Here is a 23,919-nt window from a genome sequence, read left to right on the forward strand (position 1 = left end):
TTAATCTATAACTGTAGACGAGAACGAGAACAACAACGAGGAGATGAATGATGATGATGAATAAACATAAACTATGGATTGGCAGCTTGTCGGCAGCGGTGTTGCTCGGAGGGTCAGCCGTTGCGGCTAGTGGGAGTGTGAACGGACAGTCGGTACAGCCTTCGCAAACGTCCACTACACAGTCAGTAACACAGAACCAGAACAGCACAGGTAAATTGCTAACCGTTGCACAGGCAAAAGAAACAGCCTTGAAAGCGACGGAAGGTAAAGTGGATGATGTGGATCTGGAGCGCAGAAACGGCCAAACATTCTACGAAGTCGAAATCGACAAAAAAGGAAGCAATGACGTTGTCGTTCGTTTGGATGCCTACACAGGCAAAATCCTTGCAGTAGTCGATGATGAAGATTACGATGACGACGATGATTATAACGACTCAGTGGCAGGCACGTCTTCCAATCCATCCGCTTCGAAGCAGGTTAAACTGACAGAGGCACAAGCTTCGAACATTGCCCTGAAACAGGTGACAGGTGGGAAAGTAACCGAAATTGAACTGGATCATGATAATGGCCGCTATGTTTATGAAGTGGAACTTAGAACAGCAAACGGTGAAGCCGATGTAGACGTCGATGCCAACACAGGTAAAGTGCTTTCGTTTGACCAGGATTTTGACGACGAAGATTAAGAAGTAACGTTAACAGGCAAGGCAGGGGATGAACAAAGTATACTTTTACGTGCGCCAAGTGCAGCTAGAGAGCTTACATTATAGGCTATAGGTTAGGTATAGCAGGGGACGCTTCGAATGAAGCGTCTTTTTGCTGTTCAATCATAAGTTCAGTGTGTAATCGTACATGTTCCGCAGTATTGTTCACTATTCGAGCAGGGGTACGGCGGATACAATCGTAATCAGGAGGTGAGTGCCGAGGCAGCCTGAGAAATATGAAATTCAATGAAATGCATCATCGATCGGAGGAAGAAAAGACGTATCGATTTTATTGTAAGCGTTTTATAAATAATTTGCGGAGGTGTATTGTTCTATGAATGAGGATTGGTTGGAAAAGAAAACAAATTCACATCGTTTCACTCGTCGCCTTTGTTATCTGCTTGCTCTGATCCTGGCGCTACAATCGCTAGGTATGCTGGTCGCTTCAGGACAACAAGCTTCCGCTGCTCCACTCAGTGTGACCAACGGGATACAGTTCAAGGATACGAACGGAAACGTCATTCATGCCCATGGGGGCGGGGTGATCAAGGCTAACGGGTACTACTACTGGTTCGGGGAGAACCGCAATCCGAATGGAACGTTCAAGGCGGTGTCCGTGTATCGTTCAGCAGATCTGAAAAACTGGGAGTATCGCAATGATGTGCTCACCAGCAGCTCAGCTGCCGAGCTGAACATTTCCAACATCGAACGCCCGAAAGTCATTTATAACAGTGCAACAGGCAAGTATGTTCTTTGGATGCACAAGGAAAATGGAGTCGATTACGGTGAAGCCCGAGTGGCAGTAGCGACTTCAAGTACGGTGGATGGCAATTATACGTATGTGGGCAGCTATCGTCCGCTTGGCTACGATTCGAGAGATATGACGGTATATAATGACAACGGAACGGCTTACCTCATCTCAGCGACCAAAGTGAATGCTGACCTGAATATCTACAAGCTGACCCCGGATTTTCTCGGGGTGGAATCGCTCGTAACGACGCTGTGGCCGGGGCAATATCGAGAAGCACCTGCCATGTTCAAAAAGGGCAGCGTCTACTTCCTGATCACATCCGGGGCTACCGGCTGGAATCCGAACCAGGCCAAATATGCTACAGCGTCCAGCATAACTGGCACATGGAGCGGCCTTAGCAACTTTGGAGACAGCACAACCTATGGTTCCCAATCGGCATACGTGCTTCCGGTGGAAGGCTCACAGACAACATCCTATCTCTATATGGGTGATCGCTGGGCTGGCGCCTGGAGCGGGCCAGTGCAGGACTCCAAGTATGTGTGGCTGCCACTGTCTTTCCCAAGTGCAACCAGTCTGGCGATGAACTGGGCAAGCAGTGTTACCATTGATGCAGCTACAGGTTCCGTAACAGGAGTGGATACGCCTGACGTATGGGACCCGAATGCTTCATATCAGTTGATTAGTCGCAAAAGCAATAAATTACTCAATGTTATCGGTGGTTCTTCGGATAACGGTGCCGATCTGGAGCAGCGGGCAGACGGCGGCACAACCAGTCAGCGGTGGCAGATCACGGATGCAGGTGGGGGATATGTCAAAATCATCAACCGATCCAGCAGCAAGCTGATCGGTGTGGAAAATGGCTCCACAGCAGATGGAACTGTTATTGAACAGTGGGCCGATGGCGGCTGGGCCAGTCAGCAATGGCAGCTGGTTAATGTGGGCGGAGGTTATTATAAATTGAAAAACCGCAGCACAGGCAAGGTGCTTGATATTTCCGGACAATCCCTGTCGGACGGGGCCGCCGCAATCCAGTGGACAGATAATGGCGGTACGAATCAGCATTTCCAGATTGTTAAGGTTCAATAAGGATTCATTTTGAGGTGAGCGTTTATCCATCGAGACGGTCTTCCGAAGCCCTTGTCCCGCACCTATGGTGGGACAAGGGTTTCGTCATGTAATCACGATTGTTACGTGATGTTTTACACGGGATGATATACAGGCGTTCTCTCTCATCGTGACTTCCTACCGATCCTTTCCATCCTAAACTGTGGTAAACTAGTATAATTGTAGAAATATATACATAGAGACAGGAGCTGGATAGCGAAGTGAGCGAAGAACAAGTACTGTCAATTGAAGGCTTGCGTATGCGGTATAACGGGCGTTATGTGCTGAATGGTATTGATCTGGAAGTGAATCGGGGCGAGATGATCGGATACATCGGTCCGAACGGTGCGGGTAAAAGCACGACGGTCAAGATTTTGCTCGGACTGGTTGAGGGGTATGTGGGCACGGTTCGCATTTTTGGCAAGGATATCGCGGACGGTGACGTTGAATATAAGCGCAGAATCGGTTATGTGCCTGAAGTGGCGGAATTATACGAACAATTAACCCCGGCAGAGTATCTGACGTTTACCGGAGAATTGTACGGGTTGTCCTATGAAGATGCCGATTATAAGGCGAAATTGCTGATGGACTGTTTTGGACTGGAAAAATCATATCATTCTCGCATTGCTTCCTTCTCCAAAGGCATGCGTCAGAAAGTATTGCTGATCTCCGCGCTGCTGCATGACCCGGATTTGTTGTTCCTTGATGAACCGCTCAGCGGACTGGATGCCAACAGCGTGATGGTGGTGAAGGAGATTTTGACGAGGCTATCAGCCAAAGGCACAACCATATTCTATTCGTCACACATTATGGATGTGGTGGAGAAGATCAGCAGTCGAATCGTCCTGATTGCCGAAGGACGCGTGATGGCGGATGGTACATTCAGGCAGCTTCAGCAGCAATCCATGGAGGGCTCACTGGAGGAAGTATTTAATCAACTGACGGGCTTCAATGAGCATCAGGCGATTGCCGAACGCTTTGTGTCCATCGTGCAGGAGGTGTACTGATATGGCGGAATCCTCTGACTTCCGTACGCTGAAGATTCTGGATCGTTTTCGGCATATCATCGCAAGGACAGGAGCCGACTATGATGTACTGCGTCTTATTCTACGGGTGAAGTTTCAGATGGATCAGCGCAGGGTGCCGACGGTATTGTCAACGCGCAATGGCAATAAGGAGCAAAAAGAAGGCAATCTGTATCTGCGTTCCCTCTGGTTATATGCACTAATGGGGCTGATTCTGGTTCCGTTTGTTGTCTGGGATACGGGTCACTTCATGCTTCAGATGGGTCTTGTGGCCGCCATGCTGATGTTTATGATCATGACATCCATGATCTCGGACTTTTCTTCGGTACTGCTGGATATTCGGGATCGTAATATTATCATGACCAAGCCGGTGCATGGGCGTACCGTTGGCATGGCTCGAGCCATTCACGCGGGAGTCTATCTGCTGCTACTGACAGGCTCCCTGACGGCTGCACCGCTGATAGCGGGATTGATTGCCCACGGGATCGGCTTTTTCCTGCTTTTCCTGGTGGAACTGATTCTGATTAATATGTTGATTCTGGTGACCACGTCCCTGATCTATCTATTTATGATGAAGTTTCTGGATGGCGAGAAGCTGAAGGACATGATTAATATGGTGCAGATCCTGCTCTCGATCGGGATTGCCGTAGGATATCAACTGGTCATACGTTCGTTCAGCATTATCGATTTTAATATGGTGTTCACGCCTGCCTGGTGGCAGTTACTGCTGCCTCCGGTATGGTATGCGGCGGCATTTGAGTTGCTGTTCGGCGGTGGTGGAGGTACCTGGCTGTATGTTTTCTCGGCGCTTGCCTTGATCGTTCCGATAGTAAGTCTGTTGGTGTACGTGAAGCTGATGCCTTCCTTCGAATTGTATTTGGAGAAAATGGCACATGCAGGTCAGGCCTCTGGACGAAGACGTGGGGGATGGGATCGCATCATGGCTAAGGTATTCTCCCGTTCCAGAGAGGAGCAGGCATGCTTTCGTTTGTCTGCCAGTATGATGCGAAATGAGCGGGAATTCAAGCTCAAGGTGTATCCGTCCATGGGATTATCCTTCGTATTGCCGTATGTGTTCTGGTTCACCCAACTACAGAGTTCTTCGTGGACAGAGTTCAGGGAAAGCTCCTTCTTTTACACGCTGTATATTGTTCTCTTACTGATTGTGACGGTGGTAACCATGCTGAAGTATTCTGGACAATACAAAGCATTTTGGACCTTCCGTGCTGCCCCTTTGGCGAATGAGAACGCACTGTACAGCGGAGCCTTGAAAGCCTTCTTATGCAACATGTTCCTACCGGTGTTTATATTGAACGCCATCGTATTTGTGTGGACCTTTGGTCTGCGGATTCTCCCTGATCTGGTCATTATATTGTTGGTAGCAACCGCACTTATCCCGTTGTCTGGAAGACTGTTGCTGCGAAAACCGCCGTTTTCCCAATCCTTTAGTGTGGCCGGGCAGAGTGACGGCTGGCTCGTATTTGCTTTCTTTCCGCTCATGGCATTGTTATGGGGGTTACATGTATTCATCCGCACACTACCAGCAGGCATCTGGATCTATGCTGCGCTTCTGGTGGTGACCAATGTGCTGTTCTGGATGATGCTGCACCGAGTGAAGCGAGCACCTGTAACGGTTGAAGTTTAATGCGGTAGCCGGTTAAGGTTCCATGATGAAGGTTGGAAGTTGTACACGTTAAGAAAAATTGCTTCAAGCCAATCCGGGTCATTGAACCGAATTGGCTTTTTACGGTTTTCAAATTCTATCAGGTTCTCTAGGGCGATATGCTGGATCTTAATGATGGAGAAAATGATATGGCCAAGTTAACCGTAATCTCGATTGTGGAGTATTTAATCGCTGGAGATGTTGGAGTGTAGCGTTCAATTGGTATGTTAATCATTGGGTTTTCCGCTTTGCAGGATAGCCTCTGCGAGTTGATCGGCTGCATCTGCTGTAGATATGGCAGATTGCTCCGCTCTTGTATAGACCTTGGAAAGTGTGCCCGCAATCCCCGCCACCTTCTGGCGGATCAGGTCGGGCCCCGCGCCCTCAAGCTCGTAGGCGGTGCTGATAATTCCGCCTGCGTTGAGCACATAGTCAGGCGCGTACAGGATGCCGCGCGCCTGCATTCGGCGAACAACCAGCTCCCGATGACTGAGCTGGTTGTTCGCCGCCCCGGCAACGGTGGAGCAGCGCAGCTCCTCCACCGTTGCCGGGGTCAATACGCCCCCCAGGGCACAGGGGGCGAACACCTTGCAGTCAGCGGCGTGAATATGGGCCGGATCGGCCGAAATGGCGCCGCTGAACTGCACAAGGGCACGTTGTACACGTTCGGGTACAACGTCTGCCACGATGAGCCGTGCCCCGGCTGCATGCAGGTAACGGCACAGGGCATACCCGACCTTGCCCAGTCCCTGGACGGCAACGGAAATGCCCTGCAAGGCGCCGGTGCCTTGGTGACGCAGCGATGTCACAATGCCGGTGTATACACCGTAGGCGGTCATTTCGGCCGTGAAATCATCCTGCGCGCCAAGTGACCCGGTCGTATCTGTCACATGCACCGTTTCCAGCCGGATCTGATCCATGTCTGCCGCCGTAGTGCCCAAATCAAGCCCAGTGACATAACGTCCGTTCAGTCTTTCCAGATAGCGGCCCAGAGAACGGAACGTTTCGGCACGCCGGGAAGCTAGTGGGTTATTTATGGATGGTCTAATTAATCCTTTATCTAATTCGTCCAATGTATCTTTGTCTTTAATGATGTTCGCAGGGTGAACAACGTTCTGTTTACCTTTTCCGGAATTTAAATTGTTGTCTGGGCTGGCCTCGCCCGATTGGATGATCATTTCGGCTGGCACATCCCACACCACAGCTTTACCTCCGCCATAAGGCAGACCGGAAACTGCCGACTTGTAGGTCATGCCTTTGGCAAGTTTAATGGCATCCCGAACCGCTTCTTCCTCCGATGCATACGTCCAGCAGCGACATCCTCCAAGTGCGGGACCCAGCACCGTACTATGAATGGCAATGACGGCCTTGAGCCCGCTGCGTGGATCATGGCAAAATATGAGTTCTTCCATACCTTCCCGTTCCATCTCGTGCCACAACTGCATGGCAGTTCCCCCTTTTGGTAGCCGTCGTTTCCCGAACCTATTTGCCTGAACATCTCGCTCTAATTGCTGATGACTCAGCATATTCAGTCACGCAGCTTTTCGCCCCTGGGTCTCAGGCCGGGTTGATAATGAGTAGAAAGGGCTCTATAATGGCAGTTCCGGCATGCATGTGGGCAGAAAATGCAGCTGATTTACGTTCAACCGTTTAAAATGACCGCATAACGTCCAATGATGGAGATATAGTAAAACGTACAGATGCGTAAATGAAGTGCAGAGGGAACGGAATGAAGGCGCGCAACAACAGCCCATTCCGGTGTCAAAGTCAGGAAAGAGGGATTGCGATTGTTTAAAATACTGGTATTTATCTTTTTGATTCAGATTGTGTATGTATCCGCGTATACACTTCGGATGATTCTGACGCTCAAAGGACAGAAATATATTGCTGCGCTCATCAGTATGGGTGAAATTGTGATCTATGTACTCGGCCTGAATTTGGTACTCAAATATCTGACTCAACCTTCTGCGTTGATTGTGTATGCCGTTGGTTATGGGCTAGGGGTATTGCTGGGTGCCTGGATTGAAGAGAAGATTGCGCTCGGTTACGTTACCGTTAAGGTTATTTGTAACCAGATGGGCGGGGATGTGGCGAATGCCTTGCGGGATAAAGGGTACGGTGTTACAGCCTGGGTTGGCAGTGGGCGTGACGGAGATCGACTGGTTATGGAAATTTTGGCGAAACGCAAAAACCAGAAACTGCTGTATCAGACGATTCTGGAGCTTGATCCCAAAGCATTTGTCATTACCGTCGAACCCAAACAGTTCCATGGCGGGTTCTGGACACGTTCCATCAAAAGATAAATTATGGCAGGTCTGCACGAGGTGCAGGCCTGCTTTTTAGTTGTAAATATAACATTTGTTAAATTTTCAGATAAAGTTATCATTCAAAGTATTTTCGACGAATTGAATAATACGCGGGTTTCTCACCCTTTTTATCAATAAGAGATACTTGTAGCAATTCTTTGATTGTTTTGCGGATCGTCATTTCGGATTTATTTGAAATTTCAGCCAATTCTTTGATGGTCAGTCCGTTTTCTGTAACAAAGAAATGGTTTTGGGCCAAGATAAACATGATATGGCCATATATGGCATCTTTATCTTTGAGTCTGTAATCTTTAGACAGTTTGTTCTCAGTAATTTTAAGTAATTCAATTTTTTCTTTTAACTCTCCACTCATTTTGCTAAGCGTTTCAAGAATAATTTCAAGGAAAGATTCAATAAAACAATTCATTTCGCCCCGACTCTTAATACTATTTGTAATCTCGAAATTCTCCAGATACTTGTTCCTATACGTATAATATTCTCACTAAATCTCAAGTGATTGTTCAATTATGGTAGAAGGGCCCTATACATAAGTTAAGTACGTACGATGCTAGGTTGCATACGGTACAATCCCTGAAGATACGATCACTTATACATAGGATCTGAGATAAGGATTATTGTTGTAATCGCTTCCAGCACTTACATTAAGGACAAGTCCTTCGTGACATGCGATGGCAGAGATGGACGGACGTAATCATTATAATTTAGGGAGGAATGGTTTTATGAAAAGCAAGATTCGAACATGGTGCAGTGCAGCGCTGGCTCTGACGTTGGGCTTGACCCTGTTGTCTGGACCGACAAGTGTACAGGCAGCGGGCAATTCAGATTACAATCTTACAGGTTTCTCCCAAGGGAATTCGGGTGGAGGCACGATCAGCGAATCGGATACGTCCAAGTATAAGAAGGTGTACAATGCAACGGATCTGGCTGCGGCTCTGAAAAAGAATTCCGGTGTCAAAGTCGTCGAGATTATGAACGACCTGAACTTGGGATGGAATGAAATTCCGAGCGCTGCTCAGACCTCGCCTTTTGCCAAGCATAATGATGCACTGACTCACCCTATACTGAAACAAACGGGTGTCAGCAAGCTGACGATCGATAGCTTCAATGGCCTGACCATTTTCTCAGCCAATGGGGCCAAGATCAAACATGCGGCCTTCAGCGTCAAACGCAGTTCCAACGTCATCATCCGCAACCTTGAATTCGATGAGTTATGGGAATGGGATGAATCAACCAAAGGCGATTATGACAAAAATGACTGGGATTACATTACTCTTGAAGAGAACAACAACGTATGGATTGATCACTGTACATTCAATAAAGCATATGATGGGCTTGTCGATTCGAAAAAAGGAACAAGCGGTGTGACCATCTCCTGGTCCCTCTTCAAGGGGGATGACGGCAGCTCGAACAGCTGGGTTACCCAGCAGATTAACGAGTTGGAAGCGAACAAAGCTTCCTACCCAATGTACAATTACCTGCGCAGTAGCGCGGTTGGGCTCAGCAAAGCCGATATCATTGCCGTTTCGTCTCCTCAGAAAAAAGGCCATCTGGTTGGTTCCACCAGCTTCGAATCGGCCAATGCCAATCTATCCATGACCCTGCACCATAACCTGTACAAGGACATCCAGGATCGCATGCCACGTCTGCGTGGAGGGAATGCGCACGCCTACAATATCGTGATGGATGCGACAGGGGCCCGTGCGGCTAAATCCAGAATCACTTCTGCAATGGCAACGGCGATTTCGTCCAAAGGGTACCATTTTGATATTATCGGCAATGGAGCGATCTCCACTGAAAGCGGCGCAGTGCTGGTCGAAAAGTCGGTGATCAAAGACGTACTGTTCCCGGTCCGCAACAACCAGACCGACCCGGCCGATGCAACGTATACCGGTAAAATTCAGGTGACCGACACCATGTATTCACTGGATGGAAGCTCATTCCGTGGAAACAGTGATACGTCAGGCAGTCCGCTCAGCCCGGTTCCGGCCGCAGTGAAAGCTTTCTCCTGGAACGGATTCTCTTCACTTCCTTACAGCTACACTACGGATGATCCAGCGACGCTGAATGCACGCCTTACCGGTTCAAGCGGAGCAGGTGCAGGCAAATTAACTTGGTCCAAAGACAACTGGCTGAAGACGAGTTACTAGGTGCTACAGGAGTTGGGTGTTAGAACGAGTGGCGAGTGGCTGTGATCTACAGGGATTCCTGGCCAACTTATCGTTTTTTCATAAGCAAAGAGTGCTCCTGCAGCCGTAATGGCCGGGAGCACTCTTTTTTTGTGGAACGGGAGTTGTAGTTCCTTGTTAGTTAGACACGTTATCAGAAAGGGCAGGTGCAGCACTCACCGAATCACGATAAATGATGTTGCCCTTCACATGTACGCGGCCGAAGCTGCGACTCGGGTTATCAATCTTTTTGAGCATGGAATGAACCGCGGTCCGCGCCATCTGTTCCACATCCACCTCAACCGTAGTCAATTTGGGCTCGGAGAGCGTGGCATAGATATCATTATCGAACCCAACGACGGAGCATTGTGCAGGCACCTGAATACCCAGGGAAGTCAGTTTTTGAACGAGCAAATGAGCGACCTGATCGCAGTTGCATACAAAAGCTGTTGGCAGCTGTTCCGGCAGATCAATTTCAATAAACGTACCTCGCTCATCACGGTCATCAAGTACGAGATTTTGATCCATCGGCAACCGATGTTCCAGCAATGATTTGTAATAACCGAGGAACCGGTCCTGAATACTACTTGTAGAATAGAGATTCCCGACATAAGCGATGCGGCGGTGTCCCTGTTGTACCAGAACGTTTGTCAGCTCGTAAGCAGCGTAAAAGTTATCGGTAACGACAGAATCGATATCCGAATGCTCATCGTAGAAATCGAGAAACATTTTAGGAACATCCATCGACTGGACCAGCTCGATATATTCCTTGCTGACTTGTCCAAGCACAATGAAACCATCCACCTTGTTGTCACTATAGAGCTTCGGCAGGATTAATTCCTCTTCGTCCTCCACATTCAGAATATGCAGAATACCGTAGTACCCCTGATCCTCCAGATGTTTGGTGATGCGCTGGAATACACGTACATAGAACGATTGTGTAGGTCCGGTAAAACGCTCCGGGATAATAACGCCAATATTATGAGTCAAGCCTTCCTTCATCGAACGGGCCGCGGCATTATACCGATAGCCCATCTGAACGGCAAGCACTTTAATTTTTTCCTTTAATTCGCCACTGACGCCATCTTTATCATTTAATGCTTTCGAGACCGTCACACTGCTAACTCCGAGCTTGTCGGCGATATCCCGCATGGTGATATTGTTCTTCAGCTTTGGTCGCCTCCTTCAAGCCGGTTTACGTACAATGTGCTGTCATTATGGTTAGCGCTTCCTTCAAATCATAACAACAATCCATATTAGTATACATCGTTACCCACATGGAATAAAGAAATTCTGGTTAGCGCTCCGCTAATTTTTCAGCATGCTGCATTTTCCGTTGAAGGCTGTTCGTCGGATTTAAGTCAATTGCTGTTGGAGAAGCTTCTCATTCCGCTCAATCAGGTCACCACGCTGGCTGGCGCAATCCAGGGAACGATACGGATCGGCCGGGGTATTGAAGGTGTAATCGACCAGTTTATCAAGCGTTGTTGTGGCCACATGACAGCGAGTATCACTGGATGCGTAATAGATGAAAACCTCACCTTGTTCGTTGACCACTGCACCATTGCAAAAAATAACATTGGACACATCGCCTACGCGCTCGTCGTCATAAGGAGCAATGAAGTGCCCGCCCGGCTTGGCTATGATGCGTGCCGGATCATTCAGATCCGTGGCGAACGTGTACAGCACATAACGCAGGCCAGCTGAGGTGTTGCGTACTCCGTGGGCAATGTGAATCCAGCCGCGATCCGTTTTGAGCGGAGCAGGACCCTGGCCATTTTTCACTTCGTATACGGTATGATATTTGCGTTCATCGATAATAGTTTCTTCATCAATAACTGGATTCAGAATATCATCGCACGAACCAAAAGCGATCCCGCCACCACTGCCTGTGGAGATAAATCCATCTTGTGGACGTGTGTAAAACGCATATTTGCCATCCACGAATTCCGGGTGCAATACAACATTTCTTTGTTGAGGAGAATTGGTCGTGATGTTGGGCAGACGCTTCCAGCTGACCAGATCACGTGTCCGGACAAGTCCGGCCTGGGCTACTGCACTGGATGTATCAAAAGCCGGAGCTTCCGGGTCCTTGCGTTCAGAACAATAGATACCGTAGATCCAGCCATCCTCATGCTGCACCAATCGCATATCATACTGATTGGTCTCGTCGGCATCGATATCTTCCCACACTAATGGTTTGCCCGTGAAGCGGAATCCGTCAATGCCGTTGTCGCTCTCTGCCAGAGCAAAGATGGATTTGCGGTCCAATCCCTCAGTTCGGATGACCATCACGTATTTACCGTTGAAATAGATGGCCCCCGGATTAAGCGTAGCGTTAATGCCCAGACGTTCCATGAAGTGGGGGTTGGTCGTTTCGTCCAGATCAAATCTCCAGTGCAGCGGCACATGATGGCGTGTGATTACCGGATATCGGTGCCGATCATATACGCCATTGTAGAAGGTAAGATCGATTTCATTTTGGCGTGTAAGCAGTTGCTCCTGTTGCTCCAGTAATTCATTATATTTTGGGTGTATCATCGTCATCCCATCCTCTCGATTAGTTCAATGCAGAATCGGCTATTGTGATACGGGCATTTCCACGGTCCGGCGATTTCGCTTTGATCCGGTGTGCCATCCCCGTCTGCCGACCAGTACCATTCCCCGCCAGCACGGTGATCGATAATATGTTCCTTCGTATATGTCCACAAGCGTTCCACTCTCTCCAGAAACAATGGATCACCTGTACGCTGATAGGCATTGTAGAAACCGACCATTGCCTCGGCCTGGACCCACCAGATCCGCTTTTCATCCACATGGTCTCCCTCTTGTTCATTCAACAGCGAACCATCCGTATTCACGGCCACATTGGAAATGTTATAGGCAATATCCGTAACCATTGCAGAATACTCCGGGTGTTGATCCAGACCCAATACTTTCAATGTTTCGTCAATCAGCCAGCTGGCTTCAATGTCATGCCCGAATGAACGCAGATCGATGATGGAATTCCATTGTTTATCGAAAAATACCCCGAGAAACTTCGTTTCTTTGTCATACACCCGTTCATATAAGATACCGAGCAGGCGTTCCAGTGCCGCCTTCACCTGTGGATCTGGCCATACGCGGTAGAGCGTGGTGTAGGCCTCCAGCACATGAATATGCGTATTCATCGTGTAATCCGCAGTCACACCATTCTCGCTCAGCATTTCATTGGGTTGTTCATTCCAGAAGCGGTCGAATTGTTCCTTGTAGGCAGGTAATTCGGCATTCAGGCCATGATCCTCAATCAGCGCAAAAAGCGTTTTCGCAATTTCCAAAGCAGATTCATCCCCGGTTGCACGATAATACTCGCTCAGTGAATACACCCCAAAGGATTGCGTATACACATGTTTACTTGTGTCCAGCGGTTCCCCTTTGGCATCCACCATCCAGTACAAGCCTCCATGCTCGGCATCCAGCACATGATCCGCAAGAAAACGGTAAGCGTGTTCGGCGTGATCCCGCCAGATTTGATTCCCGGTTACCCGGTATGCTGCTGCAAAGGACCAGAGCTGCCGTGCCGTGGCGATGCCGCCTTTGGGAGCGAGAGGATCCACCTGAAGGTCATTGCCGACCCAGCCATAGAAGCCGCCGTTGTTAGGATCTTTGAGGGCAGACCAGAATGGCAATATATGTCCTTCCCAGTGTTCCTTTATTTCCGTTTTGATGTCATTGGTGTGAATCATAAGTGAGCGCTCCTTCAAAGTACAGGATTCAATAAAATTTAAGTTAACGGTAACTTTATTAAATAATATTAGTGTCGGATAATAGCGTTGTCAACGAGTCGTTAAATAATTTTTTTGTTAAGTAATAAATAATTTAATTGACAGGTAAGCGTTACCATAATAAAATTTATTTTGTAACCTTAACGATAACTTAAATTAACTTAGAAAAGGGGTAGAATCAATTGAGAAAAAACAAAGGTTGGATACTGCTGCTTACCATGCTACTCATTACTTCTCTGCTCGCAGCTTGCTCTTCCGGCGGTGGCTCTTCACAGGCAGGAGAGGAAATTAGCACAGATCCTGCGGACATCAAGGGTGAAATTACCGTCCTTACGCAGCGTACAGATATTGTGGATACCGTGTTCAAAGACTATGCTGCGGAGTTCAATAAGGAATACCCGGATGTCAAAGTAAACTTCCAGGCACTGGCCGATTATGAGGGACAAGTGAAGATCCGTATGAGCACCAAGGATTATGGAGATGTGCTGATGATCCCCACCAGCGTGCCAATTGCAGACATTCCGGATTTTTTTGAACCGCTGGGCACGTACGATGAGTTGAAAGATAAGTACACAGGCATTGAAGAACGTATGGTGGCAGGTCAGGTATATGGCATTCCAACGGTTATTACGTTCTCCGGTATCATTTATAACAAACAGGTATTCAAAGATGCTGGCATTGCGGAAGTTCCGAAAACACCCGAGCAATTCCAGGCTGCGCTTCAGTTGGTCAAAGATAATACAGATGCGGTGCCACTGTACACCAACTATGCATCCGGCTGGGCTTTGACACAATGGGAAGCGGATCTGCCGACGGTTGCAGGCAGTGTGGACTACGTTAACATTGATCAACCGAACACGGATGAGAACTTTGTGGCTGGCAAGCCGCACTACGAGCTGTACAAAGTGCTTTATGATGCAGCCAAAAATGGCTTGATCGAGAAAGATCCGACCACAACTGACTGGGAAAGCTCCAAGGCTGATTTGGCAAACGGCAAAATTGCAACGATGGCACTAGGATCATGGGCAATTACACAAATTCAAGGTTTGACGGATACACCGGATAACATCGGATTCTTGCCATTCCCTACGAATGCAAGTGATGTGGTCGTTCCGCTGGCTGCAGACTATAACATTGGCATGAACGTAAACAGCGAGAACAAACCTGCTGCGAAAGCCTGGATTGACTGGTTCCTGGCAAAATCGAACTACGCGGTTGAGCAAGGTGGAGGCATGAGCGCAGACAAAAATGCTGAATTGCCACCCATTCTGGACCAGTACAAAGATGTTAAATTCTCCACACTGACTCCAGCCAAAGAAGGACAGGAAGGTCTGGTTGACAAAATCGACAACGAAGGCGAGATCGGTCTCTGGCAGCCTGACTTTAAGAAACGCATTATCGAAGCAGGCATCGGTAACCGCAGCGAATCGTATGACGACATCATGAAGGACCTGAATGACAAATGGGTGAAAGCGCGGGCAGAACTCGCGAAGTAAGACAGTTGCGGCGGATGGGTCGGCCAATAAAGGCGCGATGTATATGGCCGACCACCGTTGACATGCAGCGAAGTACCGCGTACTGGATGGGAGTCTTCTTTTGATATAAAGCGGTAGAACCGCTTGGAGGTGTGGAGAGCATGAAATACTTGAAGATTTCGAATTGGGGCTACTCAGCGCAACGCATATTTATTATCTGTGCCTTCTCAATCATTCCGCTGGCACTGCTGTTCACGTTTGCTTATTTACCGGTCATTAACATGTTCAAATACAGCTTCACGGATTGGAACGGGTATAGCAAAAGGTTCGATTATGTTGGGTTTGAGAACTACACGCGGATATTCAGTGACCCTGAGTATTTTAAAGTGTTTATTGTCAGTCTGTATTATTTTGTGGCTACCTTCGTACAAATGTGTCTGGCCCTCTACTTTGCAACGATTCTGAGCTTCAAAATCCGAGGAAAAAACTTTTTCAAAGGCATATTGTTCTTTCCTTATCTGCTGAATGGCGTAGCCATCGGATTTATCTTCCTCTTTTTCTTCAAACCGGACGGGACCCTCGATACACTCATGCAGGCCGTAGGGCTTGGACAATACACCCAGCTTTGGCTTGGGAATCCGAACATTATTAACGTGTCGCTCGCAGGCGCATCGGTATGGAGATACATGGGCTTCAACTTCATCATCTTCCTGGGTGCGATCTCATCCATTCAAAAGGATGTCTATGAAGCGTCGGATATTGACGGGGCCAATCGCTGGCAGCAGTTCCGGCATATCATTCTGCCGAGCATTACGCGCATTCTGCAGCTCAACCTGATTTTGGCGATTAGCGGCGCAATCAGTGCGTTCGATATTCCATATATCATGACAGATGGCTCCAACGGCAGTGAGACGTTTGTTATTCAGACCGTTCACCTCGCATTTAAGTACGGCAAGCTGGGCTTGGCGTCAGCGATGGCTGTTGTGCTGTTGTTTATTGTCATTCTTGTTACGCTGGTTCAGCGTGTCACCATGAAAGGGGAGGAATGAACGTGCACCCATTCAAATACACCCTTGCGAGCATCTTCAAATATGCTTCACTCATTCTCGCCGCGTTCATTGCGTTGGTACCCATCGTTGTTGTGCTGTTTGCATCGCTCAAAACCAATGCCGAATATGCGACCAGCAGTCCGCTTGCCCCACCAGCCAATTGGCTGAACTTTGCGAACTATACGAAGGCTTTTGTGGACGGCAACATGCTGGTCGGTTTCAAAAATACAATTATCATCCTGATCATCTCCATCGTAGGCGCCACCTTAACGGGCTCCATGATTGCGTATGTGCTGGATCGTTTCAAATTCAAAGGCAAAAAAATTATGGTCGCAGCTTTCCTGCTCGCTACTCTGATTCCGAGTGTGACAACGCAGGTCGCCACATTCCAGATCATCAACGCACTCGACCTGTTCAACACCCGCTGGGCAGCCATTGTCATGTATCTGGGTACAGATATCATCGCGGTGTATATTTTCCTGCAATTCCTGGGTTCCATCTCGAACGCACTGGATGAATCCGCCATGCTGGACGGTGCATCCTACTTCACGATTTATTGGAGAATCATTCTGCCACTGCTGAAACCGGCGATTGTAACGGTCATTATCGTAAAGGGTGTCAACATCTACAACGACTTCTACACGCCGTTCCTGTACATGCCCAAGACAGACTTGCAGGTCATATCCACGGCTCTTTTCAAATTCAAGGGACCGTTCGGATCACAGTGGGAGGTTATCAGCGCAGGTATTATGATCGCCATCATTCCAACGATGATTATCTTCCTGCTGCTACAGAAGTACATCTACAACGGCTTCGCACAAGGCTCCGTTAAATAATAAACGAAGGGAGAAATGAAACGATGACAGTTGTCGATACGAAACACGTACACATTGTTGGGGATGCATTGCCGAATATACCTTGGGAGGATAAACCGGAGGGAACAGAAGGACCGGTCTGGAGACACTCAGCCAACCCAGTCGTGCCGCGTAATCCGGTCAAGGGAGTTGCCCGTATTTTCAACAGTGCAGTCGTTCCTTATGAAGGGAAATTCATCGGGGTATTCCGCGCCGAAACGATTAACGGACGTCCGCACCTGCATATGGGATCGAGTGAGGATGGGTTGGAGTGGAATATCGAAGAGGAACGCATTACTTTTGTGGATGAGAAAGGCGATCCTTTCATGCCCAACTATGCTTATGACCCGCGTCTGGTGAAAGTGGAAGACACGTATTACATCATCTGGTGTACCGATTTCTACGGAGCAGCGCTGGGCTTGGCGAAGACGGATGATTTCAAAACGTTTGTCCGGCTCGAAAATCCAATGCTGCCGTTCAACCGCAATGGCGTGTTGTTTCCACGCAAAATCAATGACAATTATGTGATGTTGTCCAGACCAAGTGACAGCGGACATACGCCGTTCGGGGATATTTTCCTCAGCGAAAGCCCGGATCTTGTGTATTGGGGCAAACATCGTCATGTCATGAGCAAAGGCGGTCAAGGCTGGTGGCAATCGGTCAAAATTGGCGGCGGTCCTGCTCCGATTGAAACGTCCGAAGGCTGGCTGATGTTCTACCACGGCGTAACAGGTACGTGCAATGGCTTTGTCTACAGCATGGGTGCAGTCATTCTGGATCTGGATGAGCCGTCGAAAGTAAAATATCGTTCCTCCAACTTCGTACTGACACCGGAAAAGTGGTACGAGGAGCAAGGATTTGTGGACAATGTTATCTTCCCTTGCGCCACATTGCATGATGCGGAGACAGGACGGATCGCCATCTATTATGGGGCAGCCGACACATACGTTGGAGTGGCCTATACAACCGTCGAAGAGATTGTGAACTACGTCATTGAGACCGACGAAGTTATCCCCGGAGACCGTGAGGAAGGCAAGCTTTAATTGGAATATTTATAGATGGAAGGGGCTTTACAGCGCAATGCATATGGAATACATCAAGGGATTTACATTTGGCTGGATGAGTGGCAGGGGGGACTTCCGCAAGCCGGAAGCGAAAGAATCCTTGCGTCTGATGGCTGAACGCACAGGCAGTTCGCATGTTATTTTTGCAATGGCGGCGCAGCAGGATCATCCGCAGGCTGTAGAGGTTAAATATGAGGGCGAACATATGGTGGAAGATGATGAACTGGTGGACATGATACGTTACGCGCGCACGCTCGGACTGCGGGTCATTCTGAAACCAACCGTCAATTGCACCGATGGCACATGGCGGGCACACATTAACTTCTTTGATATCGATGTGCCGTGTGAGCCGAAATGGAAAGACTGGTTCCGCAGTTATACCACGTATCAGAAGCACTATGCAGCCATTGCAGAGCGAGAGAAATGCGAGATGTTTATTGTAGGCTGTGAGATGGTGCAGTCTGAGCGTCGGAGTGAGGAATGGCGCGAGGTCATCGCGGGAGTGCGTGAAGTATATTCCGGGCTTGTATCCTACAACACCGACAAGTACCAGGAAGGCCATGTGAAATGGTGGGATGCTGTGGACGTGATCTCGTCGAGCGGGTACTATCCCATCGGAGACTGGGAAGTGCAGCTGGATCGGATTGAACAGGTCATTGCACCCTACGGCAAACCTTTCTTCTTCGCGGAAGCGGGTTGCCCTAGCCGCAGTGGATCGGCGCAGGTACCGAACGACTGGGGCTTGGTAGGTGAGGTCAGCGCGAAAGAGCAGGAGCAGTTCTATAAAGCCATGTTCTGTCATGCAAGTAAGCGGGAGTGGGTACGCGGCTTTGGTCTGTGGGACTGGAGCGCGCATCTGTATCAGGAGAAGGATGCCCTGAACGATGATGGATACGGAGTTTACGGTAAACCAGCCGAGAGGGTTATTCGCCAATTTTATCAAGATGTTGCAGTGAAAGCCTGAACCTCAAAAAATCAAAAAAAACAATGGACAACCAACCTGGGTTTGGTTGTCCATTCCGTGTGGTGAACGAAGCGGATAGATTTAAGTGTCTGATGTAATTAGATAAAATAATAACCAAATGATATATTTTTTTACAATTCTCCTGAGAAAGTTTATTAATAAAAATCAACCCTTATTTTTATACAAGGGTTGATTCAAATGTTTACTTGATATCAAACTTTACTTTATTGCGAATCGTCGACTTTTGATTGATAGGTGAACCGTTTTATTGCGTTCTACAATCTCAAAAGTTGTACTTCTCTTTCACCGAATTTTTTAGTTTTACATAATCATAATTTTCAAGCTCGAAATGTTCCATTCTGTTTGATATTTGATTTTCACCATTAGGGCTCATCTTATATTTCCCGTGATATACAGCGATAGGAAGATATTTTTCTTCATTTTCTTTTTTTACTAAAAATAGAAGATACTTTGCTCCCTCTTCTGACATCTCATATCCTTCAGAGATCAAAACCTCATTTTCATTAAAAAATGCATATGGTTCATTAACAGTAATGATATCTTTTTCTGTATTATCAGAATTATTCATATAAACTGTTTCTACTTCAAATTTGCTCTCTGTCCAGTAGTATAAAGGGAAATCCCCATCCATTATTACCTGATTAATTTTTTCATCTGTTGCTTTTGCCTCAACGATCAAATCAGCTTTTTTTTCTAGTTCAGCTACATCATCATATGTTCTCTCAAAAGCATCGTGCGCTTCATAAAACACCAGTTCGTCTGGGCTACCTGCGCTGATAAAATGACTTGAAGTTAAAAAAATTGTAAGACCTGCAAGAACTGTTAAAAGTATAAGTTTGTGTTTTCTCATCTGATCCCCTCCTAATTTCCATAAATAGCTTTAATAGCTGCATTGTCATCCCAAATTCTTGCTTCATTTGAACTACCAATACTTTCATACATTAAGGCATTGGTAACAGCTGAGTGATTTATACCCAAAGAATGGCCTACTTCATGAGCCATTACGGCACTTATTCTTTGGTTATTATATTTTTTTGATACTGGATCATTAATCCGTATTCTTGATGCAGCATAGTTACAATCCCAACAGGCTGTTACCTGTCCTAACCAATTCCTACTATAGTTTAAAGCATCTGCGTAAACGCCATCTTTATTAATATCCCCAGCATATATTTTTATTTCTGCGCTACTTTCAGTGCTAGTTGATGAAATAGAAACTTTTGAGCTGACTCCATTCCAATTAGTCAAACCATTATCTGTAGAACTACTATAACCATAGCTTGTAACAGATTGATCTTTCCAGTATTTCAGAGAACCTGGGTTAGACCAACTACCTCCGTACAAACCATAGGCGTACGTTATGCTGCTAGAGATTAAGAATACTAATAACATTGGTACCACTACCCTCGCAATTTTTTTCATGTTTACCTCCTGTAAATTTGGGTTAAAATATCTTTTATTCTATATTATTCTATTATTTTGCATAATTCAAATATATTTACATTAAATCTCAAATGAATGTAACTATTTAGTTATTCATACGTCTAATATTAGGAAATAAAATAATGAAGGGGTGGGTTATTTTGAATAAAATTATTTTGGGGTGCATAGTGGCTGTAATAATAGTCTTGAGCGGCTGTTCAACAAATCAAGAGAATGATATTTCATTAGATAAAGAACAATCGTATGTACCAATGGTGAATTTAAATGGAACCATTTATTCCTCGTATAGCTTAACAAAACAAGAAAAATATACAGCAGGTGAAGTACTTGGAAAAATCAAAAAAAGGGTACCATCCTCTGATATCCAAAAGGAAAATTTAACCTCCAATTATTACGATGAAGGAACTGTTATTTATAATGTCAGCGAGGATAAAGAGATATTTCTAATTGAAGAATCACCTGGTGTTTATTCCGTTCTAAAAAAATTAGAGTAATGTTTGAATCTGCGACAGATAAAAGCCTTCAACATTCTCCCAGACCCACTTTACTGAGTTTAAGAAGTCCATATGCTTTCCTGTCATCTTAGTACTCGTGTAAAACATCTTTAGTTCAACTTATATTGAGTAAATTCCGCGATTTCTGATCAAACGTTGCAGTTGTTTCTTGAACTGTAGATGGAACATTTTTCAAACCTGTGCTGTGAGATACGAACAATGCGAATGCAACTTTTGATGCAACCAAATCCAATAATATCCAGTATTTCTCCATCTACATCAATGCTGTGGATGCAAGCCAGCCTGTCTCGGGCACATTGGTTTTGATAATATCCGTGCTGTGAGCAAGCAATAGGCAAAAAGAAGAACCTACCATCTTCGCGGGTAGGTTCTTAAAGTGCCTTTTTCGACTATGGGGAATCTGTAATTAGATACTTCAAAATTCTTTGATTCTTATGGAACAACTTTCGAATTAATGAAGGGGAATGGTGTAAAACGTACGTTTTCCATCCACGTTGGTATACCAGATGATGCGGTTATCGATGACAATGGGATCCGTTTCAGATAATACATAGTGAGGTAAGCTTTGGATTTCCCCTAATGTATTGCCTTTTCCGTCAATCTCAACATATTTGACATCATGGGGATGGTTATTCATATCGAATTCTTGCCAAAGAACGATCATGTTATCGTCAGAACGTTTGATCAATTTCGGTATAGAAGCCATATGGTCGCTTCCAATATATTTACTCAAGGTAACCTGTTTTGCAGCAGAGCTATTAAAATTGGCTTTGGGCATCAGGCTAAGAATAATATCCCGTTGATCTCGGGGTAACCCAACCATCTCGTAGGAAGTATACTCTGTTACATAAGAGTGATCTATGGAGTTCATAGCAACCATATAATAGTCATTGGACATTTCAAAGCCTCCGAGAGATACTCCCGTCGTGTTTGCACCAATTCTGCCTGGAATCTTGAATAAGTCTGCCTCGGTATAATTCGATCCATTACCCCGATGAACAACAATAGAGCGAGGGTAGGCATCTCCATGATCCACAAGGACAGGTGTGCTCCCATCGAACTGTACATATTGATCAAAGGAATGGCTCACATGATTCTTCTGAAATTGACCCAGGTCATTTGAGACAGTCATTGTTGAAGTATTTACTTGAATCGTTAACTGAGACTGATGGTTAAGTCCGTCCGATGTAGTATAACGTTTGCGTGCGGTGTGGAAGATGAGTGTATTCTCACGCTCCGCCATTCTCCCCGATCCGTGAGCGAACGGTTCTATAGTATAGCTTTCTCCACCTTTGATCGACAGACTATCCAACCGCTTGAAGTTTTTGTCATATCGAACGATACGGATAACTTCCTTATCATCGTTTTCTTCTTTATTTTCCTGTCCAAAGGCAATATAGTTGTAGATTTTACCGCTATAGAACCCTCCAAACAACGGAAGTTCCAAATCAACCTTATGATTCTCGATTAGTTCGAAATTGGTATTGTAAGTCTCAATGGTCACTCCTTGGTTGGCCTCGACCACACTAACCGTTTGATCCGCGTTATTAATGAGATAGGAGAGGATCGGGCTCTTCCATCTTGGGAATTCAGATGATATGACATTGTCATTGATGTTGAATGTAATGTTTGCACGATATGTATTCTCAACGGCTTTGGAAAAAATATTAATCTGATTGGAGGTTTCATCGAACTCAACTTCAAAAGGTATTTGTGCAGCTAAATCTCTAAGTTGAAAATAATTAGATCCATCTATATTGTATGCTTTAAGTTGTTGAGGAGCTCCATTAACGATTACTTTGGCATTTGACAAAATAGCCGTGTAGCTCTTGTTTGAAGAGTAGGACGTTTGTTTAATCGAATCATCAGGAGTATAAGACTGTTCCTTCACGATCTCGATCGCGTTGGTTCCCGTATTCCATGTGACATCAAACTCACTTGTTGTTCCTGATAAATGCTTGGAAATATCTCTTAGACTGTAATAGTTGCTTCCTGCAATATTGAAACCGGATAATCGTATTGTTTTTCCATTCACAGTAACCTTGCTTTTGGTAACACTAGCTTCGGCTTTTACCTTAACAGAATTGGCGTAGGTAGATGTGCTCGAAGCTGGAAAAGCTACGAATAAAGCCAATAGTACGAACCATATCTTTCTCATTTTCGTGATCCTCCATGCTTTTGTGATGTTATAAGACGGCCATTGAATCTATGGATACCTCCTTTTATGGCAACACTGTCACAACGTCTTATTTTAAGCGTACTATCCATATTATGGAAGGATACAATTGGGTATTTTCTAAGCGATGGAGGATGTACATTCTGATAGAATTTTAGGATTAACTAACTTAAATCATCTTCTGTCCAATCTGCTCAATCTTCTCCAACCATTTCTTTCTCTGTTCCTCGGACTGTTTGCCCACCAGATCTACAGGTGTTATGCGCACAGGTTTGATGCCTGTCAGAGCAAAGGTGGAGATCTTCATCATTTTGTGTGCGGGCTCACCCTGAAACCATTTGTAGTACCAGCTCGGACCATCCATTGTGGTGATCATGCGAGCCGTACGGCCTTTGAGCAGCTGATCCGGGAAAAGTTTACCTTTGTGATATTTGAAGGCATAGCCTGGCATGAAGATGCGGTCGATGAATCCTTTGAACAAAGCTGGCGGTCCTCCCCACCAAATCGGGAATACCCATACCAAATGCTCTGCCCACTTAATAGCCTCTTGGGCTTCCAGCAAGTCCGGTTCAAGCGGCAGTTTATTTCGATATCCACCAGCTAAATTCATATTGAATTCCAGCTCGTTCAGGGTGATCATGCGGACTTCTGCACCAGATGAGACAGCACCTTTTCGGTATGCTTCGGCGAGAGCGCCGTTGTAGCTAGGAGAGACGGGATTGCCTTGGATAATTAATATTTTTTTCATGAAGGATGACACTTCCTGACTATTTTAGTTAATGAACACTAACCTCATGTACAAAAAGAAAAGGTCACGAATGACCCGGTAATCGATCAGAATTTTCTGACGGTTTATTG

21 protein-coding genes are annotated in these 23,919 nt (G+C 46.3%); 12 read left to right on the forward strand and 9 right to left on the reverse strand.

Features of this window, described 5'->3' with window-relative positions; genetic code table 11:
• Window positions 1-47 precede the first annotated feature (47 nt).
• The 4 genes from AMS66_RS20880 to AMS66_RS20895 all read left to right on the forward strand — a co-directional run bounded on the left by AMS66_RS20880 (window position 48) and on the right by AMS66_RS20895 (window position 5,226).
• Window positions 48-683: a PepSY domain-containing protein gene (locus tag AMS66_RS20880; RefSeq protein ID WP_082350817.1), complete on the forward strand. Its 636-nt coding sequence runs from the start codon at window positions 48-50 to the stop codon at window positions 681-683.
• Window positions 684-1,035: 352 nt separating this feature from the next.
• Window positions 1,036-2,538, forward strand: coding sequence for an RICIN domain-containing protein (locus AMS66_RS20885; RefSeq protein WP_144424556.1), 1,503 nt, complete (start codon window positions 1,036-1,038; stop codon window positions 2,536-2,538).
• A gap of 239 nt (window positions 2,539-2,777) precedes the next feature.
• On the forward strand, window positions 2,778-3,563 hold the full coding sequence (locus AMS66_RS20890) for an ABC transporter ATP-binding protein (RefSeq protein WP_053782619.1): 786 nt from the start codon (window positions 2,778-2,780) through the stop codon (window positions 3,561-3,563).
• A gap of 1 nt (window position 3,564) precedes the next feature.
• The gene (locus AMS66_RS20895; RefSeq protein WP_053782620.1) at window positions 3,565-5,226 is read left to right on the forward strand and encodes a hypothetical protein; all 1,662 of its coding nucleotides are present in this window, start codon (window positions 3,565-3,567) and stop codon (window positions 5,224-5,226) included.
• Between the two features lie 245 nt (window positions 5,227-5,471).
• Here AMS66_RS20895 and AMS66_RS34580 read toward each other — a convergent pair whose 3' ends face one another.
• Window positions 5,472-6,689 carry a Leu/Phe/Val dehydrogenase gene (locus AMS66_RS34580; protein ID WP_053782621.1) on the reverse strand — a complete coding sequence of 406 codons (1,218 nt, stop codon included), beginning with the start codon at window positions 6,687-6,689 and terminating at the stop codon, window positions 5,472-5,474.
• A gap of 342 nt (window positions 6,690-7,031) precedes the next feature.
• On the opposite strand from AMS66_RS34580, the gene AMS66_RS20905 reads away from it, so the two are divergent.
• Entirely contained in the window at window positions 7,032-7,547 is a 516-nt protein-coding gene (locus AMS66_RS20905) for a DUF2179 domain-containing protein (protein WP_053782622.1), read from the forward strand.
• A gap of 79 nt (window positions 7,548-7,626) precedes the next feature.
• On the opposite strand, the gene AMS66_RS20910 is transcribed toward AMS66_RS20905, so the two are convergent.
• On the reverse strand, window positions 7,627-7,977 hold the full coding sequence (locus AMS66_RS20910; RefSeq protein WP_053782623.1) for a Fic family protein: 351 nt from the start codon (window positions 7,975-7,977) through the stop codon (window positions 7,627-7,629).
• Between the two features lie 313 nt (window positions 7,978-8,290).
• Here AMS66_RS20910 and AMS66_RS20915 point away from each other — a divergent pair, with 313 nt between their 5' ends.
• The gene (locus tag AMS66_RS20915) at window positions 8,291-9,718 is read left to right on the forward strand and encodes a pectate lyase family protein (protein ID WP_053782624.1); all 1,428 of its coding nucleotides are present in this window, start codon (window positions 8,291-8,293) and stop codon (window positions 9,716-9,718) included.
• Window positions 9,719-9,874: 156 nt separating this feature from the next.
• Here AMS66_RS20915 and AMS66_RS20920 read toward each other — a convergent pair whose 3' ends face one another.
• From AMS66_RS20920 to AMS66_RS20930, 3 genes are all read right to left on the reverse strand, one after another.
• Complete coding sequence (locus AMS66_RS20920) at window positions 9,875-10,888, reverse strand: LacI family DNA-binding transcriptional regulator (RefSeq protein ID WP_053782625.1); 1,014 nt, start codon at window positions 10,886-10,888, stop codon at window positions 9,875-9,877.
• A 204-nt stretch (window positions 10,889-11,092) separates the two neighbouring features.
• Window positions 11,093-12,277 (reverse strand): glycoside hydrolase family 130 protein, encoded by a 1,185-nt coding sequence (locus tag AMS66_RS20925; RefSeq protein ID WP_053782626.1) that lies wholly within the window; start codon window positions 12,275-12,277, stop codon window positions 11,093-11,095.
• Window positions 12,278-12,279: 2 nt separating this feature from the next.
• Entirely contained in the window at window positions 12,280-13,461 is a 1,182-nt protein-coding gene (locus tag AMS66_RS20930; RefSeq protein ID WP_053782627.1) for an AGE family epimerase/isomerase, read from the reverse strand.
• 221 nt (window positions 13,462-13,682) lie between these two features.
• On the opposite strand from AMS66_RS20930, the gene AMS66_RS20935 reads away from it, so the two are divergent.
• The 5 genes from AMS66_RS20935 to AMS66_RS20955 all read left to right on the forward strand — a co-directional run bounded on the left by AMS66_RS20935 (window position 13,683) and on the right by AMS66_RS20955 (window position 18,906).
• Window positions 13,683-14,996, forward strand: coding sequence for an extracellular solute-binding protein (locus AMS66_RS20935; RefSeq protein ID WP_053782628.1), 1,314 nt, complete (start codon window positions 13,683-13,685; stop codon window positions 14,994-14,996).
• Window positions 14,997-15,136: 140 nt separating this feature from the next.
• Window positions 15,137-16,024 carry a carbohydrate ABC transporter permease gene (locus tag AMS66_RS20940; RefSeq protein WP_053782629.1) on the forward strand — a complete coding sequence of 296 codons (888 nt, stop codon included), beginning with the start codon at window positions 15,137-15,139 and terminating at the stop codon, window positions 16,022-16,024.
• A complete protein-coding gene (locus tag AMS66_RS20945) occupies window positions 16,021-16,860 on the forward strand; it encodes a carbohydrate ABC transporter permease (protein ID WP_144424557.1) in 840 nt (279 codons plus the stop codon). The genes AMS66_RS20940 and AMS66_RS20945 overlap by 4 nt, the downstream gene beginning before the upstream one ends.
• Before the next feature lie 23 nt (window positions 16,861-16,883).
• A complete protein-coding gene (locus tag AMS66_RS20950; protein WP_053782631.1) occupies window positions 16,884-17,921 on the forward strand; it encodes a glycoside hydrolase family 130 protein in 1,038 nt (345 codons plus the stop codon).
• 43 nt (window positions 17,922-17,964) lie between these two features.
• Window positions 17,965-18,906, forward strand: coding sequence for a glycoside hydrolase family 113 (locus AMS66_RS20955; RefSeq protein ID WP_053782894.1), 942 nt, complete (start codon window positions 17,965-17,967; stop codon window positions 18,904-18,906).
• Between the two features lie 283 nt (window positions 18,907-19,189).
• Here the strand turns inward: AMS66_RS20955 and AMS66_RS20960 are convergent, their stop codons facing one another.
• Window positions 19,190-19,777, reverse strand: coding sequence for a hypothetical protein (locus AMS66_RS20960; RefSeq protein WP_053782632.1), 588 nt, complete (start codon window positions 19,775-19,777; stop codon window positions 19,190-19,192).
• A gap of 11 nt (window positions 19,778-19,788) precedes the next feature.
• A complete protein-coding gene (locus AMS66_RS20965) occupies window positions 19,789-20,349 on the reverse strand; it encodes a matrixin family metalloprotease (protein WP_053782633.1) in 561 nt (186 codons plus the stop codon).
• 161 nt (window positions 20,350-20,510) lie between these two features.
• Between AMS66_RS20965 and AMS66_RS20970 the strand changes: the two genes are divergently transcribed.
• Window positions 20,511-20,864, forward strand: a complete 354-nt coding sequence (locus tag AMS66_RS20970) for a putative periplasmic lipoprotein (protein WP_144424558.1) — start codon at window positions 20,511-20,513, stop codon at window positions 20,862-20,864.
• Window positions 20,865-21,336: 472 nt separating this feature from the next.
• On the opposite strand, the gene AMS66_RS20975 is transcribed toward AMS66_RS20970, so the two are convergent.
• Together AMS66_RS20975 and AMS66_RS20980 are read right to left on the reverse strand one after the other, a co-directional pair.
• The gene (locus AMS66_RS20975) at window positions 21,337-23,043 is read right to left on the reverse strand and encodes a hypothetical protein (RefSeq protein WP_053782635.1); all 1,707 of its coding nucleotides are present in this window, start codon (window positions 23,041-23,043) and stop codon (window positions 21,337-21,339) included.
• Window positions 23,044-23,230: 187 nt separating this feature from the next.
• Window positions 23,231-23,809 (reverse strand): NAD(P)H-dependent oxidoreductase, encoded by a 579-nt coding sequence (locus tag AMS66_RS20980; protein ID WP_053782636.1) that lies wholly within the window; start codon window positions 23,807-23,809, stop codon window positions 23,231-23,233.
• Between the last annotated feature and the right edge of the window lie 110 nt (window positions 23,810-23,919).

This window comes from Paenibacillus xylanivorans (assembly GCF_001280595.1).
In the GTDB taxonomy this organism is placed as follows: Bacteria; Bacillota; Bacilli; order Paenibacillales; family Paenibacillaceae; genus Paenibacillus; species Paenibacillus xylanivorans.